The 16,740-nt window shown below is 68.4% G+C and carries 13 protein-coding genes and 1 tRNA gene; 4 read left to right on the forward strand and 10 right to left on the reverse strand.

Going from position 1 to position 16,740, the window contains the following annotated elements:
* Window positions 1-38 precede the first annotated feature (38 nt).
* Both ACFOM8_RS10875 and ACFOM8_RS10880 read right to left on the reverse strand, forming a co-directional pair.
* The gene (locus ACFOM8_RS10875) at window positions 39-317 is read right to left on the reverse strand and encodes a hypothetical protein (protein ID WP_377761380.1); all 279 of its coding nucleotides are present in this window, start codon (window positions 315-317) and stop codon (window positions 39-41) included.
* A gap of 45 nt (window positions 318-362) precedes the next feature.
* Window positions 363-1,742, reverse strand: a complete 1,380-nt coding sequence (locus tag ACFOM8_RS10880; RefSeq protein WP_377761381.1) for an FAD-binding oxidoreductase — start codon at window positions 1,740-1,742, stop codon at window positions 363-365.
* A 145-nt stretch (window positions 1,743-1,887) separates the two neighbouring features.
* Between ACFOM8_RS10880 and ACFOM8_RS10885 the strand changes: the two genes are divergently transcribed.
* Both ACFOM8_RS10885 and ACFOM8_RS10890 read left to right on the forward strand, forming a co-directional pair.
* On the forward strand, window positions 1,888-2,781 hold the full coding sequence (locus ACFOM8_RS10885) for a glycosyltransferase (RefSeq protein ID WP_377761382.1): 894 nt from the start codon (window positions 1,888-1,890) through the stop codon (window positions 2,779-2,781).
* Complete coding sequence (locus ACFOM8_RS10890; RefSeq protein WP_377761383.1) at window positions 2,781-3,611, forward strand: NAD-dependent epimerase/dehydratase family protein; 831 nt, start codon at window positions 2,781-2,783, stop codon at window positions 3,609-3,611. Before ACFOM8_RS10885 ends, ACFOM8_RS10890 begins: the two co-directional genes overlap by 1 nt.
* 55 nt (window positions 3,612-3,666) lie before the next feature.
* On the opposite strand, the gene cobT is transcribed toward ACFOM8_RS10890, so the two are convergent.
* Complete coding sequence (cobT, locus tag ACFOM8_RS10895) at window positions 3,667-5,532, reverse strand: cobaltochelatase subunit CobT (protein WP_377761384.1); 1,866 nt, start codon at window positions 5,530-5,532, stop codon at window positions 3,667-3,669.
* Window positions 5,533-5,688: 156 nt separating this feature from the next.
* On the opposite strand from cobT, the gene ACFOM8_RS10900 reads away from it, so the two are divergent.
* Window positions 5,689-6,270 (forward strand): NADPH-dependent FMN reductase, encoded by a 582-nt coding sequence (locus ACFOM8_RS10900; RefSeq protein ID WP_377761385.1) that lies wholly within the window; start codon window positions 5,689-5,691, stop codon window positions 6,268-6,270.
* A 45-nt stretch (window positions 6,271-6,315) separates the two neighbouring features.
* Here the strand turns inward: ACFOM8_RS10900 and ACFOM8_RS10905 are convergent, their stop codons facing one another.
* Genes ACFOM8_RS10905 through ACFOM8_RS10915 form a run of 3 tightly spaced genes read right to left on the reverse strand, consistent with a single transcriptional unit; the run spans window position 6,316 to window position 9,277 of the window.
* Complete coding sequence (locus tag ACFOM8_RS10905; protein WP_377761386.1) at window positions 6,316-7,197, reverse strand: hypothetical protein; 882 nt, start codon at window positions 7,195-7,197, stop codon at window positions 6,316-6,318.
* A gap of 23 nt (window positions 7,198-7,220) precedes the next feature.
* Window positions 7,221-8,627, reverse strand: a complete 1,407-nt coding sequence (locus ACFOM8_RS10910) for a TolC family outer membrane protein (RefSeq protein ID WP_377761387.1) — start codon at window positions 8,625-8,627, stop codon at window positions 7,221-7,223.
* The gene (locus ACFOM8_RS10915) at window positions 8,624-9,277 is read right to left on the reverse strand and encodes a protein-L-isoaspartate O-methyltransferase family protein (RefSeq protein ID WP_377761388.1); all 654 of its coding nucleotides are present in this window, start codon (window positions 9,275-9,277) and stop codon (window positions 8,624-8,626) included. The genes ACFOM8_RS10910 and ACFOM8_RS10915 overlap by 4 nt, the downstream gene beginning before the upstream one ends.
* 124 nt (window positions 9,278-9,401) lie before the next feature.
* Between ACFOM8_RS10915 and ACFOM8_RS10920 the strand changes: the two genes are divergently transcribed.
* Window positions 9,402-9,475 (forward strand) — tRNA-Cys (locus ACFOM8_RS10920).
* Between the two features lie 24 nt (window positions 9,476-9,499).
* On the opposite strand, the gene opgC is transcribed toward ACFOM8_RS10920, so the two are convergent.
* The 4 genes from opgC to ptsP form a co-directional block, all read right to left on the reverse strand.
* Window positions 9,500-10,633, reverse strand: a complete 1,134-nt coding sequence (opgC, locus tag ACFOM8_RS10925) for an OpgC domain-containing protein (protein WP_377761389.1) — start codon at window positions 10,631-10,633, stop codon at window positions 9,500-9,502.
* Window positions 10,630-12,729 (reverse strand): glucans biosynthesis glucosyltransferase MdoH, encoded by a 2,100-nt coding sequence (mdoH, locus tag ACFOM8_RS10930; protein WP_377761390.1) that lies wholly within the window; start codon window positions 12,727-12,729, stop codon window positions 10,630-10,632. Before mdoH ends, opgC begins: the two co-directional genes overlap by 4 nt.
* Window positions 12,726-14,303 (reverse strand): glucan biosynthesis protein, encoded by a 1,578-nt coding sequence (locus ACFOM8_RS10935; protein ID WP_377761391.1) that lies wholly within the window; start codon window positions 14,301-14,303, stop codon window positions 12,726-12,728. The genes mdoH and ACFOM8_RS10935 overlap by 4 nt, the downstream gene beginning before the upstream one ends.
* 157 nt (window positions 14,304-14,460) lie before the next feature.
* On the reverse strand, window positions 14,461-16,707 hold the full coding sequence (gene ptsP, locus ACFOM8_RS10940; protein ID WP_377761392.1) for a phosphoenolpyruvate--protein phosphotransferase: 2,247 nt from the start codon (window positions 16,705-16,707) through the stop codon (window positions 14,461-14,463).
* Window positions 16,708-16,740 lie beyond the last annotated feature (33 nt).

Genomic DNA, 16,740 nt, shown 5'->3' on the forward strand with positions numbered 1-16,740 from the left:
GGAAAGTCACCGGGCCGTGACGGTCACGAGTGTGTCAGCTAGTTCGAATCCGTGGGTGTCGCGCCCTCGTCCACCGAAGGCCCGGGCAGCCCGCCGGCGGAAACGGGGGGCGAGGTGTTGCCGTCGGTTCCCTCGGCGTTGGTGATCGGGGTTTCGGCGGGCGGGGGGGTCGTCGCCAGGCCCTGGTTCTGCTCGTTGGTCCCCGGGCGGAACACCACAAAGGCCAGAAAGGCCGCCAGCAAGGCGATGGCGATGGCGATCAGCGCGGGCTTGTGACGGCTGGCCGATCGCTGCGGGTTGTCGTCATTGTGGGACATGGGATTTCCTCCGGTAGCTTGACAAGGAAACTGCCGAAGGTTGGCCTAGTTCCTGTCCGGCACCAGCTTTCCGGGGTTGAGGATGCCGCGGGGATCCAGCGCCGCCTTGATCTGGCCCATCAGCTGCCAGCCCTCGCCGTGCTGGGCGCCCATCAGCCCGCGCTTGCCGATGCCGATGCCATGTTCGCCGCTGATCGTGCCGCCCACGGCAAGCGCCCGTTCGGCCATGCGCGTGGCGATGCGCTTGGCCGCCGCGATCTCGTCGGGGCTGGCCGGATCGACCAGCAGCAGCGAATGGAAATTGCCGTCGCCGACATGGCCCAGGATGGGGCCGATCAGCCCCTCGGAGGCGATGTCGGCGGCCGCGGCATGAACGGCGGCGGGCAGGTGCGACATCGGCACGCAGACATCGGTGATCAGCCCCGAGGCGCCGGGCCGCAGCGCCAGGCAGGCGTGATAGGCCCCGTGCCGCATCCGCCACAGCCTTGCCCGATCCTCGGGCGTGGTGGCCCAATCGAAGCCCTGGGCGCCGAACTCGGCCGCGATTTCCCAAAAGCGGGCCGCGTCCTCGCGCACGGCGCCGGGACTGCCGTGGAACTCGATCATCAGGTGCGGCCGTTCCGGCAGGGCGCTGCCGGAGTGGAGGTTGAAGGCCCGCGCGCTGGCCGCGTCGACGAATTCGATCCGCGCCATCGGGATCCCTGACTGGATGGTCGCGCTGACGCATTCCACGGCGTGATCCAAGCTGTCGAAGGCGCAAACGGCGGCCGCCACCTCCTCGGGCTGGCCATGCAGGCGCAGCGTCAGTTCGGTGATGACGCCCAGCGTGCCCTCGGATCCCACGAACAATCCCGTCAGGTCGTAACCGGCGCTGGATTTCGCCGCCCGCGTGCCGGTGCGGATGATCCGCCCGTCGGCCAGCACCACCTGCAAGGCCAGAACATTGTCGCGCATCGTGCCGTAACGCACGGCGGTTGTTCCGCTGGCCCGCGTCGCGGCCATCCCGCCAAGGCTGGCATTGGCCCCGGGATCGACCGGAAAGAACAGCCCCGTCGCGCGCAGTTCGGTGTTCAGCGCCTCGCGCGTGACGCCGGGCTGAACGCAGGCCTGCATGTCCTCGGCCCGGACCTCGACCACCCTGTCCATCCGCGACAGGTCAAGGGAAAGGCCGCCCCGAACCGGCAGCGCGTGCCCCTCGAGCGAGGTGCCGGTGCCCCAGGCGATCACCGGAACGCGGGCCTCGTCGCAGGCCCGCAGGATCGCCGCGACCTCCTCGGCGCTTTCGGGCCAGGCCACGGCATCGGGCGGTGGCGAGCGGTGGAAGGCCTCGGACTGGGCGTGGTGGTCGCGGTCCGCCGCCGTCTGGGACAGGCGTGTTCCCAAGATGCCACGCAGACGGTCGGAAAGGTCGAGGGGCAGGCTCATGATCGTTTCCTTGCTTGTCGCGGGCAGGTTAGCGTTCGGGTGAACCTTGGCAAAGCCCATGGCGTTCTGTCATCAACGGTTCATAAAAACGCCATAACGTCGCGCCAAACCGCCGCCAGACTTTCTTGACTGCCCAGGATACCCGATGGACACCACCCGGATCTCGCCGCTGTACCCCACCGCTACGCGCGGCAGCGGTCGCGCCCTGCCCGACGGCCTGCGGGCTGAAACCCCCGCCAGATCCGACCATGCCTATGTCACGCTGGTCACCAATCCCGACTATCTGCCGGGGGCCGAGGCGCTGCTGCGCTCGCTGAAGCTGACGGGCACGCGCGCCGATCTGGTGGTGATGCATCGCGGACTTGGCCCGGCCCATCTGGCTCGGCTGCGCGTCCACGGCGCCCGGCTGATCGCGGCCGACCTGCTGCCCACGACCGAAGCCTTCGACCGCACCCATGCCCGCGACGCTCTGCACGCCCGCGCGGCCTTCACCCGGGGCGGCAAGCCCGATTTCCACACGCCGCTGGACAATTTCGTCAAGCTGCGGTTGTGGCAGCTGGATTACGACCGCTGCGTCTTCATCGACGCCGACGCCGTGGTGCTGCGTTCCGTCGAGAAGCTGTTCGATCTGCCGGAATTCTGCGCCGCCCCCAATGTCTATGACGGGCTGGACGGCTTCCACCGCATGAACTCGGGCGTTTTCACCGCGCGTCCCGACATCCGCACCTATCATGCGATGATGGCGCATCTGGACCGCCCCGGCGTCTTCTGGCGGCGCACCGACCAGACCTTTCTGCAAGATTACTTCCCCGACTGGCACGGCCTCTCGATCCACCACAACATGCTGCAATATGTCTGGATGAACATGCCGGAACTGTGGAGCTGGGAAGACATCCGCATCCTGCATTTCCAGTACGAGAAGCCCTGGCAGGACCACGACAAGGTCCATCTGCTGCGCCCCCTGATCGATCTGTGGCGCGCCATCGCCGAAGGCCACCCGGTTCCCGACCTGGCCGCGCAAGCCCGCCCCGCCGCCTGATGCGCATCGCCCTGACCGGCGCCTCGGGCATCGTCGGCGGCTTTGTCCTGCGCGCGGCCCGGGCGGCGGGGCACTCCGTCAAGCGGCTTGACCGAAGCACCGGCTTCCGACTGGGCGATGCGCCCGCCTTGTCGGGCCACGATGCGCTGATCCATTGCGCCTTCGCCCATGCCCCCGGGCGCTATCGCGGGGGCGAGGGCGACGATCCCGAAACCTTTTTGCGCCTGAACCGCGACGGAACGGCCCGCCTGTTCGACGCCGCCGTGCGCGACGGCGTGGACCGGATCGTCTTTCTGTCCTCGCGCGCGGTTCATGACGGCTATCCGCCCGGAACCGCACTGCCAGACGACCTGCCCGCCCGCCCCGCGAACCTTTACGGCCAGGTCAAGGCCGATGCCGAGGCCCGCCTCGCCAGCCTCCCCGTCAAGGGCACCGCGATCCGCGCCACCGGCGTTTACGGCCTGCCCGGCAAGTGGCGCGGCCTGTTCGACGACTACCTGGCAGGCCGCCCCGTCCCGCCTCACGTCGCGACCGAGGTTCACGGCGAAGACCTGGCCGCCGCGGTCCTGCTGCTGCTGGATCGGCCGAACCCGCCCCCTCAGGTGAATTGCAGCGACCTGATCCTGGATCGCCGCGACCTTCTGGCGCAGGTGCGGGCGCTGACCGGCTGCCCCCATCCCCTGCCCGCCCGCGCCGACCCGTCCCCGCTGCGCGTCCAATGCTGCGACCGCCTGGGCGCAATGGGATGGCGACCCGGGGGCACGGCCAGGCTGCGCGCCACCCTGCCTGCACTTCTGGCCTCTTCTTTGCCCAAATACCCTCGGGGGTAGGACGCCCCCGGGCGTCCGCAGGGGGCGGAAGGCCCCCTGCCTTCGCGGGACGCAATCAGGGGCGACGGCTCGCCAGACCCAGGGCGCGGGCCCGTTTGCGCGGATCGGCGTCGAACAGCGCCGCCAGTTGCTCGGTGATCGCCCCGGCCAACTGGTCGGCGTCCGTGATCGTCACCGCGCGTTCATAGTACCGCGTCACGTCATGGCCGATGCCGATCGCCAGCAGTTCCACCATGCGCTTCTTTTCCACCATGGCGATCACGTCGCGCAGGTGCTTTTCTAGATAGTTCGCCGGATTGACCGACAGGGTCGAATCATCGACCGGAGCCCCGTCCGAGATCACCATCAGGATCTTGCGCGCCTCGGTCCGGCGGACCAGACGCTTGTGCGCCCATTCCAGCGCCTCGCCGTCGATGTTTTCCTTGAGCAACCCTTCTTTCATCATCAGCCCCAGGTTCGGCCGCACCCGCCGCCAGGGCGCGTCGGCGGGCTTGTAGATGATGTGGCGCAGATCGTTCAGCCGCCCCGGCTGGGCGGGACGGCCCGCCTGCAACCAGGCCTCGCGCGACTGCCCGCCCTTCCAGGCGCGGGTCGTGAAGCCCAGGATTTCCACCTTGACGCTGCACCGTTCCAGCGTGCGGGCCAGAACGTCGGCGCAGATCGCCGCGATGGAAATCGGACGGCCGCGCATCGAGCCCGAATTGTCGATCAGCAGCGTCACCACCGTGTCCCGGAACTCGGTGTCCTTTTCGACCTTGAAGGACAGCGGAGTCGTCGGGTTCGCCACCACCCGGGCCAGGCGGCCCGCGTCCAGCACGCCTTCCTCCTTGTCGAATTCCCAGCTGCGGTTCTGCTGGGCCTGCAAGCGGCGCTGCAATTTGTTGGCCAGCCGCGACACCGCCCCGCGCAGCGGCTCCAGCTGCTTGTCCAGATAGGCGCGCAACCGCTCCAGCTCCGCGGGATCGGCCAGATCCTCGGCGCGGATTTCCTCGTCCCAGGTTTGCGCGAAGACCTTGTAATCCGCGCTGGCCTCGCTGACCGGGGGGGGCAGGTCGGGCGGCGTTTCCGATTCGGGCATCTCGGCCTCGTCGGTCAGCTGCTCGTCGGACTGGTCGTCCATGCTGACCTGGGCCTGCCGCTCGTCCTGCTGCTGTTCCTGCGACCGCTCGGGCGAGGCCTCGGCATCCTCGCTGTCGTCCTGGTCGCGGGACTGGTTGTCGCCGGCTTCCTCGTCCTGCTCGGCGTTGTCCTCGGCGTCGTCGTCGTCGGGCTGGTCGGGATCGTCGCCCAGCTGGTCGCCATAGCCCAGGTCGCTGATCACCTGCCGCGACAGGCGCGCGAAGGCCGCCTGGTCGGCCAAAACGTCGTTCACATGCGACAGCGACCCGCCCGCCTGCTGTTCCACGAAGGGACGCCACAGATCGGCCACATGCTGCGCCCCGCCCGGCAGCGCGCGCCCCGTCGCGGCCTGGCGCACGATATAGCCCGCAGCCACCGGCAGCGGCGCGTCGGCGGGGGCCTTGATCTGGCCATAGCCCTTCTTGTCGGCATCCGCCCCGATCCGGGCGTCGATATTGGACAAAGCGCCCGGCATGTCGCGCGCGCCAAGCGCCTCGCAGCGGGCGGTTTCCATCGCCTCGTAAAGCTCGCGCGCCATCGGGCCGGCGGGGGCGAAGCGGGCATGGGTGCCCACATCGTGGTGGCGCATCCGCATCGCCAAGGCGTCGGCCGTGCCGCGAGCCAGCAGGATCTCGTCCCGGGCCATGCGGCGGCTGACCTGCGGCAGGCGCATCGTGTCGCCCGCCACGCCCGAGGGATCGGCGCTGAAGGTCACGTTCAATTCCCGGTCGTCGGCCAGGGCGCGCGTCGCCTCGGACAAGGCCTTCTTGAAAGGATCGGCGGGGTTGTCGGACTTTTTCATGGGAATTTATAGACCACCGCCGCGTCCCGCAGGCAAGGGCCGTTGTGCGAAAGCGCAAGCCTCGCTGTGCGCGCCTGCCTGCCGATTGGCCGAACCGCGCGACCGGCTTTGCGTTAGGCTGGCTGTTCCCACCCCACCTGGAAAGGACCAGCAGACATGACCAAGCCCCGTATCGGCGTCATCATCAGCTCTACCCGCGACACCCGCTTTGCCGACAAGCCGGCGGCCTGGCTGATGGACAAGGTCAAGGACCATCCCGACCTGGACTTCGAACTGATCGACCTGCGCGACCAGAACCTGCCCTTCTTCAACGAACCGGCGTCGAACCTTTGGATGCCGTCCAGCGATCCGAACGCGGTGGCCTGGCAGGAAAAGCTGGCGGGCTTCGACGGCTTCGTGTTTGTCGTCGCGGAATACAACCGCTCCATCACCGGGGCGCTGAAGAACGCGCTGGACCAGGCCTACAAGGAGTGGAACCGCAAGCCCTTCGCGGCCCTGGCCTATGGCAGCCTGGGCGGCGCCCGGGCCCTGGAACACCTGCGCCTGATCGGGATCGAGCTTCAGATGGTGCCCCTGCGCAATGCCGTCCATATCGGCGGGGGCGATTTCTTCAAGGTCTCGCCGCTTGGCGCCGATGCCCCCATGGCCGAGATCGAGGAGCATCTGGAAGGGTCGCTGAAGGCCATGCTGGACGAGCTGACCTGGTGGGCCCGGACGCTGCAAACCGCCCGCGCCTGAGAAGGCAGCCGGGCAGCGCCGCAACAGGCGCTGCCCGACGCCGCGTCAGAACCGATCCAGCTGCGCCTCGATGGCGGCGGCGACCTCGCGGCGGATCACCGCGCGCAGATTGGCCGAGAACCGCTGGCCCAGTTCTCCGTTCAGTTCTTCTTGCACCATCTCGCGCAGCATGTCGCGGATGTCCTGTTCGGTGCTGTCCCCATCGGCCTGCGCCTGCAATTCGGCATCGAACGCCGCGGCCGCGGCGGCCAGTTCGGCGACGGGATCGACCGCGGGCTCGGGCGGCAGGGTCCAGCCGGACAGGCGCTGTTCGACAGGCCGGGCGGCGACTGCCGGGGCCGGTTCCTCCAGTTCGGGACGCATCCGCGCCTTCCAGTCGAAAGCCTCGGCGAAGTCGTCAGAGTCGTCGGCGAAATCCTGGACCGCCTGTTCAAGGCTGACGGGCGCGGGCACCGGCTCAGGCGCCGGGGCATGGTCGGGCTGCGGGACGGTTTCGCGCACCTCTGGCCGCAGCCAGGCGCGCCAGCCGGAAGTCTTGGCCGGTTCGGGTTCGGCAACCCGGCGTTCGGCCCCCAGGCGAAGGGGCGCCACGTTGGCCGCAGGCTGGGTCGCGGTGCGCAGGATAAAGGCCGGAACCTGCGGGACATTCCCAGGCTCGGGCAAGGGCGCGGGATCGGCGGAAACCGCGGGCCGTACCGATTCGGCCCCCTCGACCATCTGGCGGGCCAGGGCGGCATTGCCGCCATAACGGCGTGCCAGGAATTCGCCCGCGTCGTCCTGCACCAAGTTCGTGCGACCTGAGCGGATCCCGTCGCGCGCGGTGCTGAGCGCGTCGTCATCGGCGATCATGCGGCGGATGGCTGACAGCACGTCCCCGATGTCTTCCGACAGGCGCGCGGCATTTTGCGAAACGCGGGGATCAGCCATGGAGACCCCCGCGGATCAGACGTTCAGTTGCGGCCGATGGCGCGAAGCACGCGGTCAAGGCTTTCGCCCTGCTTGCTGGTATAAGGCGCGTCGCGCACGGCGTTGTAGTATTGCGAAGGGTCATAGGTCGGAATCCCCAGGTTCAGGTGTTCTACCGTAAGACGACCCATAGCAGCCAGAAGTTGATAATGTGCTAATTGCAGGTTGGCTTCCGCCGTAATCTTGTCGGCCCGCGCCTCGAGCAGCGACTGTTCGGCGTCCAGCACGTCCAGCGTGGTGCGCGCGCCAAGCGCCGCTTCCTCGCGGACACCATTGTAGGCCTGCTGCGCCGCCGCGATCTGTTCGTCGATGGCGCCGATCTGGGCCCGGGCCACGGCGATGTTCGCCCATGATTCGCCAACCAGCTGGCTGATCTGGCGCGACACGTTCAGCAGGTTCGCGCGCGACTGGTCGCGCAGCGCCATGGCGCGGCGGTGCGCGGCGGGCAGGCGGCCGCCTGAATAGATGGTCTGGTTCAGCTCCAGCCCGACCGAGGCGCTGTTGCGGTTGTCGTAATCGCCCACGCCGGTCAGTTGCTGCTGCCGGCTGCGCGTGACGCCCGCCTGGACATTGGCCGACAGCGACGGGTTGCGTTCCGCCGCGGCCTGGGCCACGCCCAGCTCGGCGGCGGCCGCCTGACGCTGCGCCTGCGCGATCAGCGGGTGGTTGCGCTGGCCGATGGCCCGCGCCTCGTCCACGCTGGCGGGCAGCCGGGGCAGCGGCGGAGGGGCGTCCAGGCGGTCGGGGAAGCGCCCGGTCGCCGCCAGATAGGCTTCGCGCGCGATCTCCAGGTCCCCTTGGGCCGAGGCCAGCCCGGCCTGGGTTTCGGCCAGTTGCGCATCGGCCAGGGCCACGTCGGTCACGGTGATCTCGCCCACGTCGAAGCGGTCCTGGGCAGCCTGGCGTTCCTGCGTCAGCACCTCGACCGAGTTCTGCTGCAAGGCCACCCGTTCGGTCGCCTGCCGGATGTCGAAAAAGGCCACGGTCGCGTTCAGCAGAACGTCCTGTTCGACCGAGACAAGGCCCTGGCGCGTCGCCAGAACCTGTTCCTTGGCCGCGTCGATGGCCAGTTGCGACCTGCCCCAGTCATACAGCAGCATCTGCGCGCCGATCTGCAACGAGGTCGAGCGGGCGGTGAGATAGTCCGACGCGTTCTCGCTGCGCGAGACCTGATGGCTGGCGGTCCACTGGACAATGGGGCGCAACTCGGCCAGCGCGGCGGCCACGTCCTCGTCCGCGGCGCGCAGCACGGCGCGGTTCTGCTCGATCAGGGCGGAATGGCGATAGGCTGCGACCATCGTGTCGGCCAGGGATTCGGCCAGGGCGGCACGGCCGCCCAGGGCCACCAGCGCAATGGCCGCGACGCCGGCCAGATGACGGAAGCGGGTCATAGCGTGAATCCCCTTGCCCGCGCGAACCCCGGCAGCAACGGGGCCTGCGCGTTGAAGCCGTAGCGCCAGTTGACGCGGCCATGAAGACGGTGGCCGATGCGGACGACGCCCAGGGTTCCTTCCAGGAACGGCGCGACGACGCGCCCGCCTTCCTTCAGCTGGTCCAGGATCGCCTCGGGCACCTCCTCGACCCCGCCGCCGATCAGGATGGCGTCATAAGGGCCCTGCTTCGGCGCGCCCTGCGCCAGGGGGGCGTTCAGCACCGCGACATTGAAGACGCCCGCCTCGTTCAGGCGGCGCTCGGCCTCGGCGGCCATTTCGGCGTCCTCCTCGATGGCGACGACGGCCTGGACCATGCGCGCCACGACCGCCGAGGAATAGCCATAGCCGCAGGCCAGATCCAGAACCAGGTCGCCGGGTTGCAGGTCCAGCATGTCGATCATCTTGCCCAGCGTGCGGGGTTCCAGCAGGACACGGCCCCGGCCCAGATCCAGGTTTTCCCCCGAATAGGCCACCGCCCGGCGCGAGGCGGGCACGAAATCCTCCATCGGGACGGCCAGCATGGCCTCGATCACGGGGAATTTCGTGACATCATTGGGGCGGACCTGCGTGTCCACCATCATGGTGCGCCGCATGGCGAAATCGCTCATCTCGTGGAGCCTCTGCAAGTGCTTTCCAGCTTTATTGGCATGATTTCGTGGACCTCGCAACGCCGCACATTCCCGTCTTGCAAGCGGCGGGACGATCCTTTATGCCATGCCCACCTTGACCGGCGGCGGGTTGGCGGAGAGGTTACGCAGCGGATTGCAAATCCGTGAAGACCGGTTCGATTCCGGTACCCGCCTCCACTTTCCCGAACTGCCTGATCTCGATCAGCCCTTGGCCAGGCGCCGCAGCCGGATCGACAGCTGCCAGGGCGCGCCGTAGGTCAGCCACAGGGCGGAAATCCACCACAGCGCCAGCATCGCCCAAACATCGACGGCCATGCGGCGGGCGATGCCCTGGCCCGGGGGGTTCATCTGAAAGGCGTCGCCCAGAACCGACAGCAGCACGCAGGCCAGAAAGGAAAACAGCCCGCCCCGGCCGATCTGCTGCAAGGCCACGCCCAGGCGGCTGGCGGCGATCCGCTCCATGATGCTGGCCAGGGGCACCGCGACCAGCCAGCTTGCGCCCATGATCGCCATGTAGCGGGTGCCGTCCAGATCCCATTTGCCGATCTCTCCGCCATAGATCAGGCGCAGGGCGTCGCGAACGGGCAGCGCGGGTTCGCCGAACTTGGCGGCGATCACGATGGCGGTGCCGAACAGGAACATGCCCGTGGACAGGACCGTCAGAAGCCGCCTGTGCTGCATCAGCACCGGCATGGCCTGCTGGCGGTAAAGGCCCATGGCGATGCCGGAATAGAACAGCATCTGCCAGCCGAAGGGATTGAACAGCAGCCCGCCGATGCGGTGGTTGGGCACAAAGGCGTTCAGCACCGGGGCAAAGCACCACAGCGCGAAGGATCCCGCCGCGAAGCTGAGCGGGTGGCGCAGCAGCACCGGCACCAAGACCGGAACCGAGGCCAGCAGGATCACGTAAACCGCCAGCACGTCCAGCAGGTTCGGTTGCAGCCACATGCTGGCCAGCACGCCGAGAAAGCCCAGGGGGTTGTCCACCACCCAGACCGCGTATTGGTGCCAGATCGCCGTGTGGTCCATGTCCAGCGCCAGCAAGCCTGCGGATACCAGCGCCATGACCAGCCCGCCGAAAACCAGGGCGCGCCAGACCTCGAAAGCGCGGCGGGCAAAGCGCCATTGGGCGGCGCGCAGGCCGCTTTTGCGTTCGACCGACAGCCAGACCATGCCCACCAGGAAGCCCGACAACAGAACGAACAGCTCGGCCGCGTCGAAAATGGCGAAATTGGCCAGCGTGAACCAGCGCAGTTCCGAGAGCGGCATGTGGTCAAGCATGATGCAGACCAGCGCGTAGCCGCGCAGCATGTCCAGCGCGATCAGACGCTTCATGACGGAAGGACGCTCCATTGCCGCAACAGCGCGGGATCCGAGACCAGCGCGTCGGTTTCGTCGCGGGTCAGATAGTCCAGCGCCTCGGACCGGGTGGCGGCATGGGCGATCTTGGCGGCGGCGGTGATGCGGTGCAGGCGCTTGTCCACGGGCAGGTCGGGGTTTTCGGGCAGCAGCGCGACATGGCGCTCGATCATGTCGGGATGGCCGCCGAAGTGCAGCAGCCCCGCCCCGCCCTTCAGGGGCCGGGGCATGGACCGGACGGCGGCGCCTGCGTCCGACAGGATCGCGGGGGGATTGCGCTCCTCGGGCGTGACCAGAAGGCCGCGCATCCGCGCCCAGCGGCCGAAGACCGGACTGGCGGAATAGCGCGAGGTCACGGGCGACAGGATCAGCCCGGCCAGGATCGGCGACAGCCAGATCAGCTGCGCGGGGGAAAACTGCGCCAGCACGATCAGCGTGCCGATACCCAGGCCCACATGCACCCAGTGCCGCGCGATCACCACGTTCCAGTCGGGCATGGACCCGGCCCGGACCTGGGCGTTCCAGCCGCTGTCCCGGCCGCGCAGGATTTCGTAAATCTGGCGCGTCTGGATCAGCATCTGCACCGGCGCGATCAGGGCCGACAGCAGGATCTCGAACAGGGAACTGGCAAAGATGCGCACCGGCCCGCCCGAATTGCGCGCCAAGGGCCGCATCCAGGCGCGGAAGGTCGCGATCAGCTTGGGCAGCAGCAGCAGCGCCATCGCGGCCACGAACAGCCAGAACATCCGCCGCGCGTCGAAAACCGGCCAGTCGGGGAACAGTTGATAGGCTGTCGGGAAATATTCGGGCGTGGACAGCAGCACGGTGGCCGACAGGACCAGACCGACCAGGATCAGCGCCAGCCACAGCGGGCTCATCAGGAATCCCAGAATGCCGATGGTGAAGTGGGCCAGCGTGACGGCGCGCGCGCCGCGCATCCCGAACAGGCGGGAATGCTGCAAGTTGCCCTGCGCCCAGCGGCGTTCGCGCACGGCCATGTCCAGAAGCGTGGGCGGGCAGCCTTCGAAGCTGCCGCGCAGGTCGTGGTCCAGCCGCACCTTCCAGCCCGCCCGGCAAAGCGCCGCGGCCTCCACGAAATCGTGGGACAGGATGGTGCCGCCGAAGGGCGGGCTGCCGGGCAGCCGCGGCAGCCCGCAGGCGGACGCGAAGGCCGGCAGGCGGATGATGGCGTTGTGGCCCCAGAAGTTGCCGGTGTTGCCCGACCAGGCGGACACGCCCCGCGCGATCATCGGGCCATAAACGCGGCCCGCGAACTGCGTCAAACGGGCAAAGATCGTCTCGCCCCCCACCAGGATCGGCATGGTCTGGATCAGCGCCAGACGGGGATCGGCGTTCATGCGCGCGGACAAGGCGCGGATCGTGGCCCCCGTCATGATGCTGTCGGCGTCCAGCACCACCATCTGGTCGTAGCGTCCGCCCCAGCGGCGGATGAAGTCGCTGATGTTGCCGGTCTTGCGATCTTCGTTGGTGACGCGGCGGCGGTACCAGATCGGCAGGGGCGACATCTTGCGCGCCGCGTCGATCACCAGCGTCTCGTTCACGGCGATGACCGGGTCGCGGCTGTCGGACAGCACGAAGATCTCGGCCCGCTCGGCCATGCCCTCTCGGTCCAACTCGCGCGCGAGCGCGGTCAGCAGGCCGATGCTCTTGGCCGCGTCCTCGTGATAGATCGGCATGACCACGGCCACGCGGGCGTCGTTCGGGCCGTCGGGCGTGGTCAGGTCGGACGCGAACAGGCCCGCCAGAACGCCGCAAAAGGAAAAGCCCACCCAGGCGAAGGTCGGCACGAACAGAACCAGCAGCGCCCATTGCATCGGCGTCGGATCGTCGCCGAAGGACTGCAACATTTGCAGAAAGCCCACAACGGCGATGACTGCCGCGCCGCCGAAGGCCACCAGCCGGGCCGCCCAGACCCGCCAGCCGTTGCGCAGGCGCGGAAAGGCCTGGCGGGGGGGCGCGCCGAAATCCTGCACGGGCATGGCCAGCGGCGCTTCGGGCGGGGTGGCGGGACGCGTGGCCGCGGGGGCAAGGGGCCGGTCCATCAGCGTCATGCGGTCCAGCGGGCCAGCCAGGTTTCGCTTTGCACGACACCCTCGGGGCTGGTCAGCACGGCCTGGAGTTCGGCCAGGGTGGCGTCGCCCGGCTCGAACTCGAAAGCCAGGCGCAGCACGCCCTGGTGGGGCAGCGGTTTGAGATAGGCATGGGCGATGTTGCCGGCCGAGGTCGTGACCTTGGATTCGGGCAGGGCATCGGCGAACAGCGACAGGTCGAAATCGACGATGACGCTGCGCGCCACCTGCGAATTGACCGACCGGCCGGACCGCACCTGCACCACCCTGGCCAATGGCAGGTCGTTGGCGGGCAGCGGCGCGAAACCGAGCCGGTAGCGGTATTCGTGGCGCCGATCCCTGACCAGCGGATCCTTGGGCACCCAGCAGGTGACGATGTTGTCGTTGAACTCGTTCTCGACGGGGATCTCGACCAGGCGCACCTCGCCCTCGCCCCAGTTCTCCTCGGGCTGGATCCAGGCCGAAGGGCGCAGGTGATACAGCGCCTCGGAATCCTGATAGTCCTCGAAGGCGCGCTTGCGCTGGATCAGTCCGAAGCCGCGCGGGTTGTTGTCCACGAAGGACGAGATTTGCAGCGTCTTGTGCGCGCCAAGCGTGCGCCACAGCGCCTGCCCCGCCCCCGTGTGCATCTGCACGCCGTCGCTGTCATGGACGGCGGGGCGGTAGTCGTCCACCTCGCGCCGGCTGGCCGGGCTGAACCAGAACATCGAGGTCAAGGGCGCAAGCCCGGTGTTTTGCAGATCGACGCGGGGAAACAGCGCGACGCGCACCCGCACCATCGACACCGCGCCGGGATTGATGTCGAACTGATAGGCGCCCGCGACCGACTTGCTGTCCAGCACCGCATAGATGCGGACCCATTCCGACCCGTCAGACGGTTCCTGGATCCAGAAATCGGTGAACAGCGGGAATTCCTCGCCATCCGGGCTGCCGGTCTTGATGGCCAGCCCGCGCGCGGACAGGCCGTAGATCGTGCCCCGCGCCACGGCGCGGAAATAGGTGGCGCCCTGGAAGACCAGGAACTCGTCCAGCACGCCGGGGCGGTTCAGGATCGTCCGCATGCGGAAGCCGGACCAGCCCATCTCGCCCTTGTTTTGCAGATCCGCCCCGTCGGGAAATTGCGAGGGATCGAAATCCAGCATCGAAGGATCGAAGTCCAGCCGGTGCGGCACGCCGTCGCGGACCACGCTGATGTTCACCGGCTCGTAGAAGATCGAGCCCGGGGGCAGCAGATCCATGCCGAAGCGGGGATTGCCCGCAAAGGGATCGCGGTCGCGGCGGAAGCGGATCGCCCGGTACTGGTCATAGGTCAGGTTGGCGAAGCTGCCCACCAGATCGGCCACCGGCTGTTCATAAACGCGCGTCGCCCGTTCCGCCGCAAGCGCCGCCACCTCCTCGAATCCGAAGACGGTCGGCGCGGGCGCAGGGGGCGTGTCGCCCGCGGCGTCGGCAGGCGCCGCCTGATCCGTTGCGGTCTGCGCCTGCGCGGGCACGGCGGCAAACGAGCCTCCGGCGGCCAGGGCGGTGGCTGCGTTGAGAAATTGACGGCGTTTCATATCGGGTGATGGTTGCCAAAAACCGTTTCACTATAAGGGGGATGCCATGCCGCAGCAAGGCGCAAGCCGAACCCCCGCCTTCTTGGGAAGGTTGCAGGTTTACAAGGGGCAGCGGGGGGCAGCGGGGGGTCCGCCGCCCGTTTTCGCGCCTTTCCGCCTATTGGCTGGCCAGCCATTCCGTGACGGGCTGGCGCAGGTTGGGCAGGCCGCGGTCCAGCCCCTCGTCGATGACCTGGCGCAGGTCGGTGATCGACACGCGCCGGATCAGGTGCTTGACCGGTCCGATGGAGGCCGGGCGCATCGACAGCCGCCGGATCCCCAAGGCCGCGAAGGCCAGCGCCTCGACGGGGCGGCCCGCATCCTCGCCGCAAAAGGACAGCGGCACGCGCGCGTCCTCGCAGCGCTCGATGATCTGGCGCAACAGCAACAGGAAGGACGAGTTCAGCGTGTCGTAGCGCCGCCGCACCCGTTCGTTTTCCCGGTCGGCGGCGAAGAAGAACTGCTTCAGGTCGTTGCCGCCGATCGAGATGAAGTCGCACATCTCGAAGAACTTCCTGGGCGCGAAGGCCAGCGACGGCGTTTCCAGCATGGCGCCCACGCGGATGTCGGTGGGCATCGGATGGCCAAGGCGCTGTTCGCGCGACAGTTCCTGCATCAGGATGCGATAGGCGGCCTCGTATTCGGTAATGTCGGCGATGAACGGAAACATCACGTGCAGCGGCCGCCCGACCGAGGCACGGATCAGCGCCTGCAACTGCATCCGCAGGACGCCGCGCTTGTCCAGCCCCACCCGGATCGCGCGCCAGCCCATCGCGGGGTTCGGCTCGTCCTGCGGCTTCATGTAGGGCAGAACCTTGTCCGATCCGATGTCCAGCGTGCGGAACATCACCGGCTTGCCCTGCGCGTTGTCCATCACGCGGCGGTAAAGCTCGGCCAGTTCGCCCCGGCGGGGGACGTGGTTGCGGATCAGGAACTGCAATTCGGTGCGGAACAGGCCCACGCCCTCGGCCCCCGACCCGGCCAGCGACGGCAGGTCGGCCATCAGCCCCGCGTTCATGTAAAGCTGGATCGTGGTGCCGCAGGTGCCCGTCGCGGGCAGGGCGCGCAGGCTGGCATAGCGGTTCTGGGCCTCGGCCTGCATGGCGATCTTGTCCAGGAACGCCTTGTAGACGCTTTCCTCGGGGCGCAGATGGACGATGCCCTGGTCGCCGTCGATCAGGATCGTGTCGCCGTTCAGCGCCTCGGTCGTGATGCGGGCGGCGTGGATGACCAGCGGGATCGCCAGCGCGCGGGCCACGATGGCGGCGTGGCTGCCGACCGATCCGTCCTCCAGCACCACGCCGCGCAACCGGCGGCCGTATTCCAGCAGTTCCGCCGGGCCGATGTTGCGGGCGACCAGGATCGGATTGTCGGGCATCTCGGCCCCGGTGTCGGCGCCCTGCCCGGTCAGGATGCGCAGCAGCCGGTTCGACAGGTCGTCCAGGTCGTGCAGGCGGTCGCGCAGATAAGGATCGGCGGCCATCTCCAGCCGGGCGCGGGCGGCGGACTGTTCCTTTTCCACCGCGGCCTCGGCCGACAGGCCCAGGCGGATGTCCTCCTCCATCCGCTTCAGCCAGCTGCGCGAATGGGCGAACATGCGATAGGTTTCCAGCACGGCCTGGTGTTCGCCCTCGCCCCCCATGTCGGCGGCGGCGACCATCTTGTCCACGGTGCTGCGCAGCATCGCCACGCCTTCGTGCAGGCGCGCGAGTTCGCGGTCGGGATCGTCGCCCACGGGGTTGGTGACGACCACCCGGGCCTCGTGCAGCCAGACGCGGCCTTCGGCGGCACCTTCCTGCCCGGTGGATCCGCGGATCATCAGGGGAAAACGGTGCGCGGGCGGCAGGCTGTCGGCCTGGGTGCCCTGAAAGGCGCCCAGTTCGGTCATCTCGGCCAGCACCATGGCCACGACCTCCAGGCCGTAGATCTCGTCCTCGGAAAACAGCCGGGCCTCGCGGCACTGGACCACCAGCACGCCCAGCCGTTCGCCGACCCGCTGGATCGGCACGCCCAGAAACGAGGGAAACACCTCCTCGCCCGTTTCCGGCATGAAGCGGAAGCCGGGTTCGGACGGCGCGTCGGCGGTGTTGACATGCCGGCCCGTGCGGGCCACGCGGCCCACCAGCCCCTCGCCCAGGCGGAGCCGGGTGCGGTGGACGGATTCGGGGCGCAGGCCTTCGGTCGCGCACAGTTCCAGCGTGTTGGGATCGCGGAACAGGTAGATCGAGCAGACATCCGTTCCCATCGAATCGGCGATGTGATGGGTGATCTGGTCAAGCCGGTCCTGGCCGCCGCCGGGGGCAGCCAGAATCTCCTTCAACCGTTGCAGCAACTTGCGAGAGTCGCTGTCCTTGCGGTCTTGCATCGCCGGCCTGCCTTGCTTTGCGAGAACCCGCCG

Origin of the sequence: Paracoccus angustae, assembly GCF_042648745.1 — a bacterium.
Classification (GTDB): Bacteria; Pseudomonadota; Alphaproteobacteria; order Rhodobacterales; family Rhodobacteraceae; genus Paracoccus; species Paracoccus angustae.